Source organism: Streptomyces sp. NPDC006544 (genome assembly GCF_040611715.1).
GTDB lineage: Bacteria > Actinomycetota > Actinomycetes > Streptomycetales > Streptomycetaceae > Streptomyces.
In genome coordinates this window covers 22736-38965 of the sequence record NZ_JBEXOV010000048.1, presented here as the reverse complement: position 1 = coordinate 38965, position 16230 = coordinate 22736, and the positions used below count along the sequence as shown (strand labels likewise).

Genomic DNA, 16230 nt, shown 5'->3' with positions numbered 1-16230 from the left:
GCGGCGGCCGCGGCGAGGGAGCCGTAGCCGGCGGTGCGGCCGTCGGGAGCGTGGACGGCGCCGTCCGCGGTGGTGAGGGAGGAGGCCGGAAGGCTCCAGCGCACGGCCGCGGCCGCCACGAGCCGGGCGCGGGCCGTCGCGGCGCACTGGCGGACCGGGCCGTAGAGGGAGCGGACGGAGTTCGAGGAGCCGGTGAGCTGGTTGAAGAGCAGCTCGGGGCGGGCGTCGTCCAGTTCGATCCGTACGGCGGCCAGCGGTGCGTCGAGTTCCTCCGCGACGAGCATCGCCACGGCGGTGGTGATCCCCTGGCCGACCTCCTCGCGCGGCAGCCGGAAACGGATGGCGCCGTCGGGCTCCACGGCGAGCGCGAGCAGGGCGGAGGTCGCGGCGCCGGCGAGAATGAACAGGTCGCCGAGGTCGACCAGGTCGGCGGGGGCGGGCAGGGTCGGGACCACCGCGTGGGCGGCCTGCGGCGCGAGGAGGTCCGCGCCGGCGCGGGTGACGAGCGCCAGCGTCGGCGCGGCGACGAGGTAGGTGAGGAAGGAGCGGCGGCTCTGCCCGTCGGTCCCGCCCCGCCGCCCGTCCGCGCCGTCGTGGTCCGTCCCGTCGGTCGGCGCATGGCTCTGCCCGGTCATGTCGTCGTGTCCCCGCCCTGCGCCCGGCCCGCCTGCGGGCCTCCCCGGTTCATTACCGGCACGTAGGGTAGCGATCGCCGGAGGAGCGGGGAAGCCCGTGGACGGGCGCGGGGGCCTGCCGGACGCTTCACCGCCCCTTCACCGCGCGCGCCGCCGTCCTTCGTTCGGGGGCACCCGTCCGCGCGGGTGCGACCCCGGTTCCTTTCGTACACCTCGGCCGTACGAGCGACCGCCCCTCCCCGAAGGGCCGGTTTCCGGCCGCGGGCGGACGATGGGAAGAGCACACAAGAGCAGGCCGGGCTGACCGGGAACACTGGATGGAGGAGGTGCGCGGCAGTGGCTAAGTACATGGACGTCCACTACGGCATGAACGGCATCACGGCGGATCAGCTGCAGGCAGCCCACAAGGCCGACCTGGACATCGAGGCGGAGGAGAGCGTGCACTTCGAGCACGCCTGGGCCGACCCCGCGTCGGGCACGGTCTACTGCCTCTCCGAGGCCCCCTCGGCGGACGCGGTCAAGCGGATCCACGACCGCACGGGTCACCCCTTCAGCGAGATCCACCCGGTGCCGGTCTCCGTGTAACGGACCACGGGGCGCAAGGGGCGGCGGGCCTCCGGGACGGGGCCCGCCGACAGGGCTGACCGGATTCGTTCGCACGCCCCCGGGGCAGCGGGAGGCCTCAGGCATATGCCTGAAGCAAGTCCTCCACAGATGTTGCCAAACGCCTTACAGGCCGTCGTGGCCTGTGCCACAGTCGTTACCGGCCCTTCCATCAGAACCGGTCCTCCCTTTCAGTTCTGGCCGTGCCGCGCCTGTATCGGAGCTCTCATGCCGTCCCACCTGTACGCGGACCGTCCCGCGCAGTCCCCGGAACCAGGGTCGGTGGACGCGCTGATCTCGCAGACCCGACAGCTGCGGGGGGAAGTCGACGCCGTCCGCCCGGACACCGTCGATGACGACGACGCCCGGGGACGGTGGCAGCGCGCACTGTGCGATCTCGCCGTGCACCACCTCGACGACATCGGAGAGCACCTCGGCCAGCTCAAAGAGGGCCTGGAGCCCACCGTGCCCGAAGCCGTCGAACTGCCGAGGGCCGCCCCGGCCCCCGAGACGGGAGCCGCCGGCGGCGAAGCGCAGCAGACCCGGGTCGGCAGCGCCGAGTGGAACCTGCTGACCGACGAGGTCAGCTGGTCCGACGAGCTCTTCCAGATCTTCGGCCGCTCCCCCGAGAGCGGCGCGCTCACCCTCGACGAGCTGGGCTCCACCCTGTTCTCCGAAGACCAGCCGTTGCTGACGGCCATGGTCACGGCCTGCCTGGTGGACGGCAAGCCCATAGACGGCGAGTTCCGCATCGTCCGGGCCGACGGTCGCGTCCGGACGCTGCACATGAGGGGCGAGCCGGTACTCGACGCCGACGGCTGCACGGCCACCATGTGGGCCGTACTGCGGGACGTGAGCGACCTGCGCCGGAGCCAGCGGGCGGTCCGCGAGTCCCGTGACTCGTTGCGGCGCCGGCAGGAGATCGCGCGGACCGAGCGCCGGCTGGCGGTCGAGCTGCAGGAAGCCGTGCTCCCCCCGTGGCGCGGCTCCCTGCGGTTTCCGCACGACAGCACGGGAGCACTGGACGTCGCCGCGCACTACCTGCCCTCCGCGACCAGCGCGCTGATCGGCGGCGACTGGTACGACGCCCTCGAACTCCCGGGCGGCCGGACCATGCTGACGGTCGGTGATCTGACCGGGCACGGGGTGACCGCCACTTCGGGCATGGCCGTGATGCTCGGCGCCCTGCGCGGGATGGCCATGGCCGGCATCGAACCGGGCCCCCTGATGGGCTGGCTGAACCAGCTCCTGGAGACCTCCGTACAGCCCGCGCTGGGGTCCGCGGTGTGCTGCCGCTACGATCCGGCACGCCGCGTCCTGTCCTGGGCGCAGGCCGGCCACCCCGCCCCGCTGCTCTTCCGCCGCGGCCGGGGCCGCTCGCTGCTGCCGCCCGAGGGCGTGCTGCTGGGAGCGACCTCCGGCGCCGCCTACGGGCAGGCAGAGGAGGCGCTGGAGACCGGCGACGTGCTCGTCCTGCACACCGACGGACTGACCCCGCGCGGCATCGAGTTCAGCAAGGCCGACGGAACCGAGCGGCTGCTGGCGCTCGCCCCGCGCTTCTCGGCCGCCCGCTCGGCGCAGGACTGCGTGCGCCTGGTGATCGGGGAGTTCGGCGAGGGTGAGCGCGAGGACGACGCCTGCGTACTGGTGGCCCGGGTCGGCGCATAGCCGTCGGGGAGGCCGGCCCGGGCGGACGGCCGCCGGCCGCGCGTACGCGTACGGATCTCAGGGCCGCGCCGGAAGGCGCGGCCTTCTTCGTCGCGCGGAGCCGCACCCGCACCCACGCCCGCACCTCTCACCCGCACCCGCTCAGACCGGGCGCGGGGCCACCGGGCTGTTCGGGAGGGCCAGTTTGATCTCCTCGCGGAGCTCCTCGATGCCGGCGAATCCGGAGTAGTGGCCGCTCAGCCGGTACATCTCGCGCAGCCGGTCCCACGTCCGGTGCGAGGAGGTCTCGTTCATCGAGACGAGCGCGAGGCGGGCGTAGCGGTCGGCCTGCTCCGGATCGTCCGCGATGAAGCAGGCCGAGGCCATCGAGATGTAGTCGAAGATCTTCGAGCGCTGGTGCCCGTCCGCACGCAGCCGCAGCGCCTCCTTGGCGTGCCTCTGGGCGATCGGCGCGGCCGACGGATCGTGGTCGGCGAGGGTGCGGAAGGCCAGGGCCTGCATGCCGTGCAGATCGGCCTCGTCGAAGTGCTGCATCCACGACGGCGGCGGCACGTCCCCCGACGTGGACACGAACAGGTCCTCGGCCTCGCCCAGGGTGCGGCGCATCGCCTGGCCCTTGCCGAGCGCCGCCTGCGCCCACGCCTCGATGGTGTGCAGCATCGCGCGGGTGCGGGGCAGGGTCCGCTCGCCCGAACCGGACTGCGCGAGCTTCATCAGGTCGAGGGCCTCGTTGGGCTTGCCCAGGTGGACCATCTGACGCGCGGCCCGGGACAGCGCCTCCCCCGCCCGCGGCCGGTCGCCGCCCTCGCGGGCCGCGTGCGCGGCGATCACGAAGTACTTCTGGGCCGTCGGCTCCAGACCCACGTCGTGGGACATCCAGCCCGCCAGCACTGCCAGGTTGGCCGCCACCCCCCACAGCCTGCGCTGGAGGTGGTCGGGGTGGTGGTACGCGAGCATGCCGCCCACCTCGTTGAGCTGACCGACCACGGCCTTGCGCTGCAGGCCGCCGCCCCTGGAGGCGTCCCAGGCGCGGAAGACGTCCACGGAGCGTTCCAGGGCTTCGATCTCCTGGGAGCCGATGGGTGCGGCCTCGTACCGGTCGTATCCCACCCCGTCGGCCTGGTGGAGGCCGTCGTGGCGGAACGCGTCCTTGGCGCGGGCCGGGTCGGTGTGGAGCCAGTCGTACATGGCATTGCTGAGGGCTGAGCCGGCGGTGAGCGCGGCGCCCGCGCCCATCAGACCGCGACGGTTGAGCATGAGGTCCATTCCCGTGAATTCGGTGAGGACCGCGGCTGTGCGTTCGGGCGCCCATGGCATGCCGTCGGGGTTCTCCTGCTCCCCGTCCGGTTGCCGCCTGGTGGTGCGCCGTTGCCGTACGAACCCGAGGTCCTCGATGGTCACGACACGACCGAGCCGCTCGGTGAACAGTGCTGCCAGTACCGTGGGAACCGGTTCGCGCGGGGTCTCCCCCATGTCGATCCAGCGCCGTACCCGCGAGGTGTCGGTGGCCAGCTGGTGGTGACCCATCGAGGCCGCCTGCCGGTTGACCATCCTCGCCAGTTCGCCCTTCGACCAGCCGGCCAGGCCGAACAAGTCGTTCAGACGGGTGTTTGGTCCCTTGCTCACGTCAAGCCCCCAGGTTCTCGGCTGAGTTGACAGTAGCCCCCCGTCAGATGCCGAGCGACTATTCGCCAGGGTTCGCCAGGGCACGCAACGTGGTACGCCACCCACCGCCAGGTGTCAGGTAGGAATGCGCCTCCCCGACCCGGTCACCGGCGGAACTCCCCAGGGTGATGCACGGGATCCGGCGGGGCGGCGTACGCAACTCGTCGGCGCACGAAGGGATCCGTAACGCCATGTACGCAGCAACGACCTCCGTGTCCGCCCCGGTCCGGCCGCACCGCACCCTCCCCGCGGTGGGCGGCCCCTACCTCGAACCCGGCCGCATCGCGGCACCGGGGCAGAGCGCCGTACGGGCACGGCGGATGCCGGGAACCGGATCTCAGCCGCTCAGTGGAAGAATCGACCTGTCGGGACCGCAGGGAGCGCAGCTGCGCACCGCGCTCGCCTCGGTGCAGCGGATCTGTCCGGAGTTCGCGCCCGTCCAGGTGCTGCGGCGCAGCGGCCGGTCGGTCCTCCTGGTGGGGACCACCGGCCGGATGACGGCCGTGGCGAAGGTATTACTGGATCCCTCGCCCGAGTGGCGCGCGCGGTACCGGCACGAAATAGCGACGTACCGGACGTTCGTCCGGCACCGCCCGCAGGTCCGCGTGCCGCGGCTGATCGCCGCCGACCCGGAGAACTGCGTACTGATCGTCGAGCGGATGGCGGGCCGGGTCGCCGCGCTCCAGCGGCACCCGGTGGAGGCCCCGCCCAGGGCCGACCTGCGGGCGGCCCTGGGCGCGGTGCGCCAGGTGAACACATGGCGTCCCGCCGAGGAGCTGTTCGAGAAGCCCCTGGACTACGACCGCCGGATCGCCCGGGACTACCAGCAGGGCCTTCTGACCGACCGGGACTTCGGTGACCTGCAGAAGCTGCTGCACGGGGTGAAACTGTCCGGCACCCCCTGGCAGTTCAACCACGGCGACGCGCTGCTGTCGAACCTGCTGCTGTCCCCGGCGGGGCCGGTGCTCCTCGACTGGGAGCACGCCGGCTGGTACCTGCCCGGCTACGACCTGGCCACGCTGTGGACGGTGCTGGGCGACGCCCCGGCCGCCCGCGCCCACATCAGCCGTATGGCGCAGACCGCCGGACCGGCCGCGCGGGACGCCTTCCTGGTCAACCTGATGCTGGTGCTGACCCGGGAGATCCGGATGTCGGAGACGGCGGTGCACCGCTCGATGGCGGCGGCCGCCCCGGCCCACCCCGTGCCGGCGGGTTCCCTGTCCTGCGGCGAGGAGCAGCGCCTGCTGCTGCGGCGCCTGCACGACGACGCGGGCATGGCGCGCAGGGCGGTCCGCGCCGCCGTGGGCACGCGCTGAGCCGGCAGCGCGAGGGCGCGTAGAACGGAGCACGGCGGCACGGATCCCCGTCCCGTGCCGCACACACCCGGTGTGTGCGGCACGGGACTTCGCATGTCCGGGCCCACCGCACAACTGGTGCGCATGCCTTGACTTCACATGATCCCCCGAACACCTTTTCTGACTTGGCATCAGAAATGCCGGAACCGTCCCCTCACTCCCACGCCTCTGGAGCCCGCCCATGACCGCGAGAACCGCCTCCACCCCGCACGCCGAACCGAGTTCCGCCCTTCCCTCCCGCCGGACGGTCCTCGCCGGGACCGGGGCCGGGGTGCTCGCCGCCGGGGTGCTGCCCGCCGCCCGGGCGCACGCCGCCGGCGCCGGACCGGGGGCCGTGCTCGGCGAGTACGACGTCGTTGTGGTCGGATCCGGGGCCTCCGGGATGACCGCCGCGCTCACCGCCGCCAAGCGGGGCCTGAGCGTGCTCGTCGTCGAGAAGGCCCCGACCTTCGGCGGTTCCGCCGCCCGCTCCGGGGCCGGCATCTGGCTGCCCAACAATTCCGTGATCCTGGGCGCGGGGGTCCCCGACTCCCCGGAGAAGGCGGCGGCGTACCTCGCGGCCGTCGTGGGCGACGGCTCCCCGGCGGACCGGCAGGCCGCCTTCCTCGCCAACGGGCCGCGGATGCTCGACTTCGTGATGGCCAACAGCCCGCTGCGCTTCCGCTTCATGGACGGCTACAGCGACTACTACCCCAACCTGCCGGGCGGCCTCCCGAACGGCCGCTCCATCGAGCCCGATCAGTTCGACGGCAACATCCTCGGCGCCGAACTGGCCCGGCTGAACCCGGCGTACATGCCCGTGCCGGCCGGCATGGTGGTGTTCAGCCAGGACTACAAGTGGCTCAACCTCGCGGCCGTGAGCGCCAAGGGCCTCGCGGTGTCCACCGAATGCCTGGCGCGCGGCACCGCGGCCGCGCTGTGCGGCCAGAAGCCGCTGACCATGGGCCAGGCCCTGGCGGCCGGCCTGCGGGCCGGACTGATGCGGGCCGGCGTGCCGGTGTGGCTGAACAGCCCCCTCGTCGACCTGGTCCAGGAGGCCGGCGCGGTCACCGGGGTCGTGGTGGAGAAGGAGGGCGTGCGGGGCGTCGTGCGGGCCCGCAAGGGCGTCGTCATCGGATCCGGCGGCTTCGAGCACAACGCGGAGATGCGGGCCCGGTACCAGCAGCAGCCGATCGGCACCCAGTGGTCGGTGGGCGCCAGGGAGAACACCGGCGACGGCATCCGGGCGGGCCAACGCGCCGGAGCGGCACTGGCGTTGATGGAGGACGCCTGGTGGGGCCCCTCGATCCCGCTGCCGGACGAGCCCTACTTCTGCCTGGCCGAACGGACCCTGCCCGGCGGCCTGATGGTCAACGGGAAGGGTGCCCGCTTCGTCAACGAGGCGGCTCCGTACAGCGATGTCGTGCACGTGATGTACGAGAAGGACCGTGGCGCGACCGGCTCGCACATCCCCGCCTGGCTGATCGTGGATCAGAACTACCGCAACAGGTACCTGTTCAAGGACATCCTGCCCACGATCGCCTTCCCCGACTCGTGGTACGAGGCGGGCGCGGCGAAGAAGGCGTGGACCTGGGACGCGCTGGCCGGCCAGATCGGCGTACCGGCCGGAGCCCTGCGCTCCACCCTCAACCGGTTCAACGCGCAGGCCTGGAACGGATCCGACCCCGATTTCCACCGGGGCGACACGGCGTACGACCACTACTACACGGACCCGGGCGTCCACCCGAACTCGTGCCTGGCCCCGGTCTGGGCGCCGCCGTTCTACGCCTTCAAGATCGTGCCGGGTGACCTGGGCACGAAGGGCGGCATCGTCACGGACGCGCGGGCCCGCGCGCTGCGGGCCGACGGATCGGTGATCCGGGGCCTGTGGGCGGCGGGCAACGCGAGTGCGGCGGTGATGGGACACAGCTACGCCGGGGCCGGGTCGACGATCGGCCCCGCGATGACGTTCGGCTACGTCGCGGCGAACGACGTGGCGGACGCGTGACGCCCGCGGGCCGGGTGCGGCGGCCTGCGGGCTGTTAGCCCTGCTGGAAGAGCTCGGCCGGCAAGGGCTTCAGCAGCGCGTACAGGTCGTCGGTGATCGGCCGGTCCCAGCTCGCGATGGTGACCAGCACGTTGTCGCTGCGGTCGAACTGCACGCAGCTGATCCTGCTCTCGGAGAGCTTGACCTTCCGGACGATGAGGAGGTTGTCGCCCTGCATGACGGGGCAGTCCTCGGCCCCGGTGACCTCGACGTCCTCGTCGTTCTCGAGGGCGTCGAGGAGCTGGGCCACCTCGAAGGGGACCTGCCCCTCGGCGAGGTCGCGGGCGGGGGATCCCTCGGGGAGGTTCCCGATGATCATCGCGGGGCCGCGTCCGCCGAAGAGGTCGTAGCGGAGGAAGACACCCTGGCAGCTGCCGTCGGGCGCGGGCAGCAGCCCGGCCCCGAGATTGCCCGGCCAGTCCCCCGGGTCCATGGCCAGGACGTCGAAGTCCGGGCCGGCGGGTGTGGCGGCGCGGTGGCGGCGGAGGAAGGACATGCCGCCATGGTACGTGCCCGTCCACGTTCCCCGGACTCCGCCCGGCCCCGAACCCGGCGCCAGGCACAGCGCCCGGCAGATCCAGCCCCGCCGGCGTTTGAGGCGCCGGGTTCGGGGGCCCGGGAGCCGGGCCGGACGGGTCAGCGGGCCCGGCGGGCCATCGCGTCGGGCAGGCCCGCGCGGTCCGTGCCCAGTTTGCGGAACACCGGCGACTGCTCCTCCTCCGAGACGGCCGCGTCACCCGCCAGCAGCCGCTCCGCCACCTGCCGGTCGTACCCGTCCAGCTCGTCCTCCCAGACGGCCCCGCACGGCAGGGGTCCGCCCACCGCCGTCAACGCCGCGCCGGCGGTCGCCGCCAGCCCGTCCGCCCCGCACTGCCGGGCCGCCGTCACCGCGCGCAGCAGTACGTCCGCGTCCCCCCGTTCCTCACCCAGCGCGGTCAGCGCGAGCGCCAGCTCGTAGCCCGCCGGGGAGGCCGACAGCAGCGCCACCGCCTCCTGCAGCAGAGCAACCCGCCCGGCCCCCGGCGCAGCCACTTCCGCCGCGACCCGCAGCGCCTGGCCGATGCCCGACGGAGCCCCGAACGCGCGCGCCCGGCGTACCGCCTCCGTGGCGAGGTCCCGCGCCCGCGCGGGGTCCTGCGCGGCCACCGCACGGGCCAGGTGCAGCCGCCACGGGCACCAGGACGGGTTCTGGATCCCCCTCGGGGTCAGCCGCCGGTCCACCGCCTCCAGCTCCGCCACCGCCGCCTTCGCCTCGCCGCGGGCCAGCAGCAGCTCCGCGTAGACGGTCTGGGAGTCCGGGAAGACGACCGCCGCCGGGAAGGGCTCCCCGTACTCGTGTTCCCGGGCCAGTTCCCACGCCTCGTCCACCCGGCCCCGCGCCAGCAACGTGGTGACGAGGATCGCGATGGCGTACCAGTGCACGGGCGTGCGCCGCCCCACGCGCTCCGCGAGCCTCAGGCCCGCCCGGGCCAGCTCCTCCGCCTCCACGAGCCTCCCGCGCCGGTAGCGGATGTACGCGCGCAGGCTGTACGCGAAGGACAGGTGCGCTCCGCGCCAGCCCTGCCGTTCGAACTCGGCGGTGCCGGCCTCGAACAGCTCCTCGGCCCGGCCCGGCCGGTCGGCGTACATGTGCACCATCGCGACGAGCACGGGGACCTCGAAGCCCCGGTCCTCGTACGCCCAGCTGAAGCCGGTCTCGAGCACCCGGCCCGCGTGGTGCAGGACCACGTCGACCGGCTCCCCGCGCAGGCAGGCGTCCCACGCCCGCAGCCCGATGACGTACCGCTCGGTGAGGTCCCGCCCGGTCAGCCGGTCGGCGAGCCGCGCGAGGCGCCGCGAGCGCGCCGGGGAATCGGACTCGGCGGCGTCGAAGGCGTCCCACATGAACTGCTCGGACTGCAGGCGCAGCCGGGCGCGTACGTCCTGGGTGTACGGGATCTCCCGCGCGAGGGATTCCGAGGCCTCGGAGAGGCGGTCGCTGTGCGAGAGGACCTGCGCGAGCCGGATCACGATGCCCTGGCGCAGCGCCTGGTCCTCGAAGGGCTCCGCGAGGGCGGCGCGCAGGTGGTTGACGGTGGTGGCGGGCTCGGTGAGCAGGGAGGCGCAGCCGAGCTCGTACAGGACGGCCGCGCGTTCGTCGAAGTCCGGGGGTTCCCGCAGGGCCCGCGCGAGCTGGCGGCGGGCGGCTTCGGGGGCGCCGGCCCGCAGGTTCTCGCCGGCGGCCTCACGCAGGGTGCGCACCACCCAGGGGTCGCTCTCGGGGTGGGTCTCGAGCAGGTGGCGGGCGGCCGCGGAGGGCCCGAGCCCGGCGTCGAGGACGGCTGCTGCGGCCTTCCCGTGCAGGGCGACCCGCAGGGCGTCGGGGATGCCCCGGTACAGGGCGGTGGCGATGAGGGGGTGGACGAACTCCAGCCCGGCCCCCTCCTCTTCGCCCGGTTCCGCGGCTTCGGCGGCGGCCGAGAGGATGCGGGCGGCGCGCAGCCGCTCGGTGGCGTCGACGGCTTCCTCGGTGCCGAGTCCCGCGACCCGGGCGGCGAGTTCCCGCGGGATGTCGGTGCCGAGGACCGCGCAGGCCCAGGCGAAGCGGACGGTGGAGGGGCCGAGGCTGTGCAGGCGGGCGACGAGTCCGCTGCCGCGCTGGGCGGCGGCGAGGTCGCGCAGGAGCGGGGCGCTGGCCTCGACGGGGGACAGGCCCTTGTCCCTTACCCGCACGGCGAGTTCGACGGCCTCGAAGGGGTTGCCGGTGGTGACGGCCCAGGCCTCCCGGCAGAACGCGTCGTCGGCGTGCTCGCCGACGGCTTCCCGTACCAGGGTGGAGACGGCCTCGGCGGTGAGCGGCGCGAGCGTGAGGGGGCGGTGTCCCGCGCGGCCGGGGAGCGTACGGAACGCTTCGGCGTGGGCGGGCAGTTCCTCGGGCCGGTAGGCGACGACGAGGAGCAGCTGGAGGTGCTCCGCGCGCGGGGCGAAGGCGGCGAGCCAGGAGAGGGATTCGGGGTCGGCCCAGTGGGCGTCGTCGAGGACGAGGGCGACCGGGGCGCGCTGGACGACGAGGTGGGTCAGGACCCAGTCGAGTCCGTCGCGCAGGCCCTGGGGGTCGGGCGGGGCGCCCTGCTCCGGGGCGCAGAGGCCGAGGGCGGGGCCGACGATGGCGTACCAGCTGCCGAGCGCGGCGCGCAGTTCCCCGTCGGTGGCGCCGGCCAGCTGGGGCTGGATGAGCTGGCGGGCGACGTGGAAGGGCTGGCTCTGTTCCTGTTCGCCGCCGCGGGCGGCGAGCACGGTGCAGGTCCTGGCGTGGGCGCGGCGGCGGACTTCGGCGAGGAGCGTGGTCTTGCCGAGCCCGGCCGGTCCGGAGAAGGCCAGGAGGGCTCCGGCGGTGTCGGGGCCGGTACCGGTGAGTCGGTCCAGGGCTTCGTCGACGGCGGCGAGCTCCGCGTGGCGTTCGAACATCGTGCGCCGTTTGCGGGTCCGGCGTTCCGTCATGGCTGGTACCCCCCAGGCCTGTTCGGGGGATCAGCGTACGCCCGCGCACCCGGCCGGGGGCCCCGTACGGAAAAACAACTGATCTTCTTTTCGGCGGCTGTCCGGAGCTGCTACGTAGGCGCTGCCGTGGCCTGACGGGACCGCCGTCGCGGACAGATACGGCTCGTACCGCCTCGACGGAGGGCGCGCGGGCAAGCTGCTCTGGGTGGAGTGCGCAGCCGCACCACTCGCCGAGCCGCTGACGCAGCCGACCGGGTGGATTGTTGGCGTAGGCGCGCAGTTGCTGCTCCGCGGCGGACAGAGCCCACGGGCGGGTGTGCAAGGTGTGCCGCAGGTACGCCGTGAGAGCGCGGCTCGGCCGGTCTTGCCCGTCGTCTGCGGGCTGACCGAGGTACGCGCTGACCACGTGGTCCAGCTCGCCATAGCGGCGGTCGAAGTCGATGGGCTTCATGGACATCGGGGACGGCCTCTACAGGTAGATCGGGACGGTGGTGTGCACGACGAAGCCTTGGGGTGCGTCGGGCACGCGCCGGAGCACCACCCGCGCGGCCCGTACGTCCACGGGCGGCTCGTGCCCGGCGAAGGCCATGGCCTGGAGCAGGACGCGGCCGACCGGATCGGGACGGGAGGGCCAGGCCGCTTCGAGGGTGATCCGGAGGCGGGTGCCCTGGGCTAGCCAGCGGTGGATCGCTTGTTCGTTGCGGTTGATGACCTCCTGTTGGGCGCGGGCCGGGATCGCCCTGCCCCTGGCGGTGCCTGCCGTCGCCGGCTCGCGGGGAGCGGATGGGCCGGCGCCTGTCTCCTGGACGGTCCAGCGCCTCGTCCCGCTCGTGAACTGCGTGTCCCTCTACAGCGACCTGACCGAATCGTGCCCTACCTGCAGAACCTCAGGGGGCGCATACCCCTCACCCGTTTCCGCAGGTCGCTCTCTCCACTCATACGGACACCCCGCCTTTCCTCCCGATATGACCGTACGGCCCGCCCGCCACCGCGAAGGTGGCGGCCGGGCCGCGCCGGGCGTGCGTCCGCGCTGCTGCGGCTACGTCAGGTCGAACTCCCCGCCCCGCGCGTTCAGGACGAACTTGTGCCATTCGTCCGGCGCGAAGATCAGCGAGGGACTCCCGGGCCGGTCGCCGTTGCGCATCGCGATGAACCCCTCCACGAAGGCGATCTGGACGTCGCCCTCCCCCCGGCTGCTCGACTGCCAGTCCGCCTCGGTCAGATCGAGGTCCGGCTTTCCCCAGCCGGCCGGCGCCTGCGAAATCGTGCTCTCTGCCACGTGCGTACTCCTCCCGTACGTCGTCCCCGGGTCAGGTTAGCGATCGCACGCCGTGCCGCACAGGCCACGGTGCGTCACTCGTGGCCTGTGCGGCACCCTTACGGGAAACCGCCTTCCGCGGGCCGCCGTCCTCAGGAGGACGGCGGCTGCGATCCCACCAGCCACATCGAGAAGAACTGCGCCCCGCCGCCGTAGGCGTGCCCCATCGCCCTGCGCGCGTCCGGGACTTGGTGCTCTCCGGCCTGCCCGCGCACCTGGAGGGCCGCTTCCGCGAAGCGGATCATGCCGGAGGCGCCGATCGGGTTGGTGGACAGGACGCCGCCCGACGGATTGACGGGCAGGTCGCCGTCGAGTTCCGTGACCCCGGCCTCGGTGAGCTTCCAGCCCTCGCCCTCGTCCGCGAAGCCGAGGTTCTCCAGCCACATCGGCTCGTACCAGGAGAAGGGCACGTACATCTCGACCGCGTCGATCTCCCGGCGCGGGTCGGTGATCCCGGCCTGCCGGTAGACGTCGGCCGCGCAGTCCTTGCCCGCCTGCGGGGACACGAAGTCCTTGCCCGCGAAGAGCGTCGGCTCGCTGCGCATCGCCCCGCCGTGCACCCAGGCCGGCGGCTTCGGCGAACGGGCCGCGCCCGCCCGGTCCGTGAGGATCATCGCGCAGGCGCCGTCGGAGGACGGGCAGGTCTCGGAGTACCGGATCGGGTCCCACAGCATGGGCGAGGCCTGGACCTTCTCCAGCGTGATGTCGTGCTCGTGCAGGTGCGCGTACGGGTTCTTCAGCGCGTTGCGCCGGTCCTTGTACGCCACGAGCGAGCCGACGGTGTCGGGGGCGCCCGTGCGCCGCATGTACGCGCGCACGTGCGGGGCGAAGAACCCGCCTGCCCCGGCCAGCAGCGGCTGCTGGAAGGGAACGGGCAGGGAGAGCCCCCACATGGCGTTGGACTCGGACTGCTTCTCGAAGGCGAGGGTCAGGACGGTGCGGTGCACGCGGGCGGCGATCAGGTTGGAGGCGACCAGCGCCGTGGACCCGCCCACCGAACCGGCGGTGTGCACCCGGAGCATGGGCTTGCCGACCGCGCCGAGGGCGTCCGCCAGGTACAGCTCCGGCATCATCACGCCCTCGAAGAAGTCGGGGGCCTTGCCGATGACGACCGCGTCGATGTCCGCCCAGGACAGTTCGGCGTCCGCGAGCGCGCGGGCCGCGGCCTCGCGGACCAGCCCGGCGATGGACACGTCGTGGCGGGCGGCGACGTGTTTGGTCTGGCCGATGCCGACGACGGCCACTGGCTCCTTGCTCATGCTCGGTCCCCTTCCAGGACGGCGACCAGGTTCTGCTGGAGGCAGGGGCCGGAGGTGGCGTGCGCGAGGGCCCGGTCGGACTCGCCGCGGTGGATCCGGGCGGCCGCCTCGCCGATCCGGATCAGGCCGGCGGCCATCATCGGGTTGGCGGCGAGCGCGCCGCCGGACGGGTTGACGGACACGCTCCCGTCGAGTCCGAGGGCCTTGCGGAGCACCACCTCCTGGGAGGAGAACGGCGCGTGCAGTTCGGCGGTGTCCACCGGCCGCTCGAAGACCCCCGCGCGCTCGGCGGCGATCCTCGTGGACGGGGAGTCGGTGAGGTCGCGCAGCCCGAGGCCGTGCGCCTCGATGCGGTGGTCGATGCCGGTGATCCAGGCGGGCCTGGCACACAGCCGCCGGGCCACGTCCCCGGCGGCCAGGACGACCGCGGCCACGCCGTCGCCGACGGGCGGGCAGTCGCCGGTGCGCAGCGGGGCGACCTGGTAGTCGCCCTGCGCGACGGAGCCGCTGAGCTGGGCGTGCGGGTTGCCGCTCGCGGCGGCCCGGCTGCGGGCGCCGATCGCGGCGAGCGCGGTTTCGTCGGTCTCCCCCGCGTCGATGAGGGCCTGCGCCTGGAGGGCGGCCAGGGCCACGGCGTCGGGCCACAGCGGAGCCACGTAGTAGGGGTCGAGCTGGCGCGTCAGGACGTCCCGTACCGAGCCCGGGGAGGACTTCCCGTACGAGTAGACGAGCGCGGTGTCCGCCTCGCCGGTCTGGAGCTTGACCCAGGCCTCGTACAAGGCCCAGGCCCCGTCCATCTCCACGTGGGACTCGGAGATGGGCGGCCAGGCGCCGACCCCGTCGAGGGTCATGGTGAAGGAGAAGGCCCGGCCGGCGAGGTAGTCGCTGGAACCGGAGCAGGTGAAGCCGATCTCGCCCGCCTTGAGGCCGGTCTGGGCCAGCACCCGGTGCAGGACCGGCATGACCATCTCGACTTCGCTGAGTTCGTCGGTGCGGCGCAGGTGGTCGCTCTGCGCGAAGGCCACGACGGCCACTTCCCGTGCGTGCCCGCTGCTGCTCGGCGTGGCCATCAGATGAGCTCCTTGTAGACGTCGTAGTCCGCGTCCGGCTCACCGGTGGGGCGGTAGTGGTCGGGGTAGCGGCCGCCCTCGGTCCACACGGGCTCCACGCGCAGGCCCATGCGGACCTGGTCGTAGGGGATGCCGCCGATCCGGCCGTGGAGTGCGAGGCCGGCGCCGTCGAGGGCGATGTGGGCGTAGACGTAGGGGACGTCGATGTCGAGGTTCTTGGCCTTGATGTTGACGATGCAGTACGTGGTGACCGTGCCCGCCGGGCCGACCTCGACCCGGTCGGTGGTGGCGACCCCGCAGGTGGGGCAGGCGCCGCGCGGGGGCACGTACACCTTGTGGCAGGAGGGGCAGCGCTCGCCGATGGTCTTCCGGTCGGAGAGGCCGTTGATGTACGCGGTCTGCGCGCGGCCGGGGCTGTACGTGTAGTCCAGGCGGGCCGGGGCGACGATGCCGGTGACGGCGTCGGCGAACTCCCCTTCGTGCGGGGCCGCTTGCGCGGTTCCGTCTCCTTCGCCGGGCCCCGCGGGCTCGAAGCAGGCGATGTCGGTGATCGCCCCGACCCGCTCCGCGGCCCACCGGATCCGGACCCGCATGCCGGTGTGCACGGCCTGCGGCCCGGGGGCGTCGAGGGCGTGCAGGATCCCGGTGTCGGCGCCGTCGAGGCGTACGAGGACCCAGGCGAAGGGGGTGGTGAGGGGCTGGCCGGGGCGCGGGGTGCCGTTCCAGGCCCAGGTGGTCACCGTCCCGGTGGCGCCGACCTCGACGAGGTCGCGGATCTCCTCGGCGGTGACGGGGTCGTACTCGACCGGCGGCACCATCACCTTGCCGTCGGTGGTGGTGACCCCGAGGACGACGCCCTCGCGCAGTCCGGTGAGGAAGGCGCTCTGGACGGGTCCGAGGGACCGGGTGAAGGGGAACTCGACGACGAGGGGCGCGCGGAGGATCTCGGGTGGGGACGGGGCTGTCATGGAGGGTCTCCGATGCTCGGGACGGGAACGGTTCGGCCCTGCGGGGCGGACTGCGCCCGCAGGCGATCGAGGCGCGGGGCCAGGGGCGGAGCCGGATCGAGCCCCGCCGGATCGGGCGGCGGGGGCCGGGGTCCGGCCCCCGGCAACGGCGCCGCACCCGCGCCGGGTCCGGCGCCGCCGGAC

Annotated in this window: 12 protein-coding genes and 2 pseudogenes; 4 read left to right on the top strand and 10 right to left on the bottom strand. The window is 73.4% G+C overall.

Features of this window, described 5'->3' with window-relative positions; genetic code table 11:
* Nucleotides 1–47: 47 nt before the first annotated feature.
* Nucleotides 48–635 (bottom strand): annotated as a pseudogene (locus ABZY44_RS22105) (molybdopterin cofactor-binding domain-containing protein); the annotation flags it as partial.
* Between the two features lie 336 nt (nucleotides 636–971).
* Between ABZY44_RS22105 and ABZY44_RS22100 the strand changes: the two are divergent.
* Both ABZY44_RS22100 and ABZY44_RS22095 read left to right on the top strand, forming a co-directional pair.
* Entirely contained in the window at nucleotides 972–1220 is a 249-nt protein-coding gene (locus ABZY44_RS22100) for an SCO4226 family nickel-binding protein (RefSeq protein WP_356656359.1), read from the top strand.
* A 246-nt stretch (nucleotides 1221–1466) separates the two neighbouring features.
* A complete protein-coding gene (locus tag ABZY44_RS22095) occupies nucleotides 1467–2906 on the top strand; it encodes a SpoIIE family protein phosphatase (protein ID WP_356656357.1) in 1440 nt (479 codons plus the stop codon).
* Between the two features lie 141 nt (nucleotides 2907–3047).
* Here ABZY44_RS22095 and ABZY44_RS22090 read toward each other — a convergent pair whose 3' ends face one another.
* Complete coding sequence (locus ABZY44_RS22090) at nucleotides 3048–4532, bottom strand: hypothetical protein (RefSeq protein WP_356656355.1); 1485 nt, start codon at nucleotides 4530–4532, stop codon at nucleotides 3048–3050.
* 230 nt (nucleotides 4533–4762) lie between these two features.
* On the opposite strand from ABZY44_RS22090, the gene ABZY44_RS22085 reads away from it, so the two are divergent.
* The gene (locus ABZY44_RS22085) at nucleotides 4763–5887 is read left to right on the top strand and encodes an aminoglycoside phosphotransferase family protein (protein ID WP_356656353.1); all 1125 of its coding nucleotides are present in this window, start codon (nucleotides 4763–4765) and stop codon (nucleotides 5885–5887) included.
* Nucleotides 5888–6107: 220 nt separating this feature from the next.
* Nucleotides 6108–7913: a 3-oxosteroid 1-dehydrogenase gene (gene kstD / locus ABZY44_RS22080; protein WP_356656351.1), complete on the top strand. Its 1806-nt coding sequence runs from the start codon at nucleotides 6108–6110 to the stop codon at nucleotides 7911–7913.
* A gap of 34 nt (nucleotides 7914–7947) precedes the next feature.
* Here kstD and ABZY44_RS22075 read toward each other — a convergent pair whose 3' ends face one another.
* The 8 genes and pseudogenes from ABZY44_RS22075 to ABZY44_RS22040 form a co-directional block, all read right to left on the bottom strand.
* Nucleotides 7948–8448 carry a hypothetical protein gene (locus ABZY44_RS22075; protein ID WP_356656349.1) on the bottom strand — a complete coding sequence of 167 codons (501 nt, stop codon included), beginning with the start codon at nucleotides 8446–8448 and terminating at the stop codon, nucleotides 7948–7950.
* Between the two features lie 140 nt (nucleotides 8449–8588).
* A complete protein-coding gene (locus tag ABZY44_RS22070) occupies nucleotides 8589–11432 on the bottom strand; it encodes an AAA family ATPase (protein WP_356656347.1) in 2844 nt (947 codons plus the stop codon).
* A gap of 223 nt (nucleotides 11433–11655) precedes the next feature.
* Nucleotides 11656–11889, bottom strand: a pseudogene (locus ABZY44_RS22065) (hypothetical protein); the annotation flags it as partial.
* Nucleotides 11890–11901: 12 nt separating this feature from the next.
* On the bottom strand, nucleotides 11902–12168 hold the full coding sequence (locus tag ABZY44_RS22060; RefSeq protein WP_356656401.1) for an RNase A-like domain-containing protein: 267 nt from the start codon (nucleotides 12166–12168) through the stop codon (nucleotides 11902–11904).
* A gap of 303 nt (nucleotides 12169–12471) precedes the next feature.
* On the bottom strand, nucleotides 12472–12711 hold the full coding sequence (locus ABZY44_RS22055; RefSeq protein WP_356656345.1) for a DUF397 domain-containing protein: 240 nt from the start codon (nucleotides 12709–12711) through the stop codon (nucleotides 12472–12474).
* A 131-nt stretch (nucleotides 12712–12842) separates the two neighbouring features.
* The gene (locus ABZY44_RS22050) at nucleotides 12843–14009 is read right to left on the bottom strand and encodes a thiolase domain-containing protein (protein ID WP_356656343.1); all 1167 of its coding nucleotides are present in this window, start codon (nucleotides 14007–14009) and stop codon (nucleotides 12843–12845) included.
* Nucleotides 14006–15079: a thiolase domain-containing protein gene (locus ABZY44_RS22045; protein WP_356656341.1), complete on the bottom strand. Its 1074-nt coding sequence runs from the start codon at nucleotides 15077–15079 to the stop codon at nucleotides 14006–14008. Before ABZY44_RS22045 ends, ABZY44_RS22050 begins: the two co-directional genes overlap by 4 nt.
* Nucleotides 15079–16047 (bottom strand): OB-fold domain-containing protein, encoded by a 969-nt coding sequence (locus tag ABZY44_RS22040; protein WP_356656339.1) that lies wholly within the window; start codon nucleotides 16045–16047, stop codon nucleotides 15079–15081. Before ABZY44_RS22040 ends, ABZY44_RS22045 begins: the two co-directional genes overlap by 1 nt.
* Nucleotides 16048–16230: the final 183 nt, after the last annotated feature.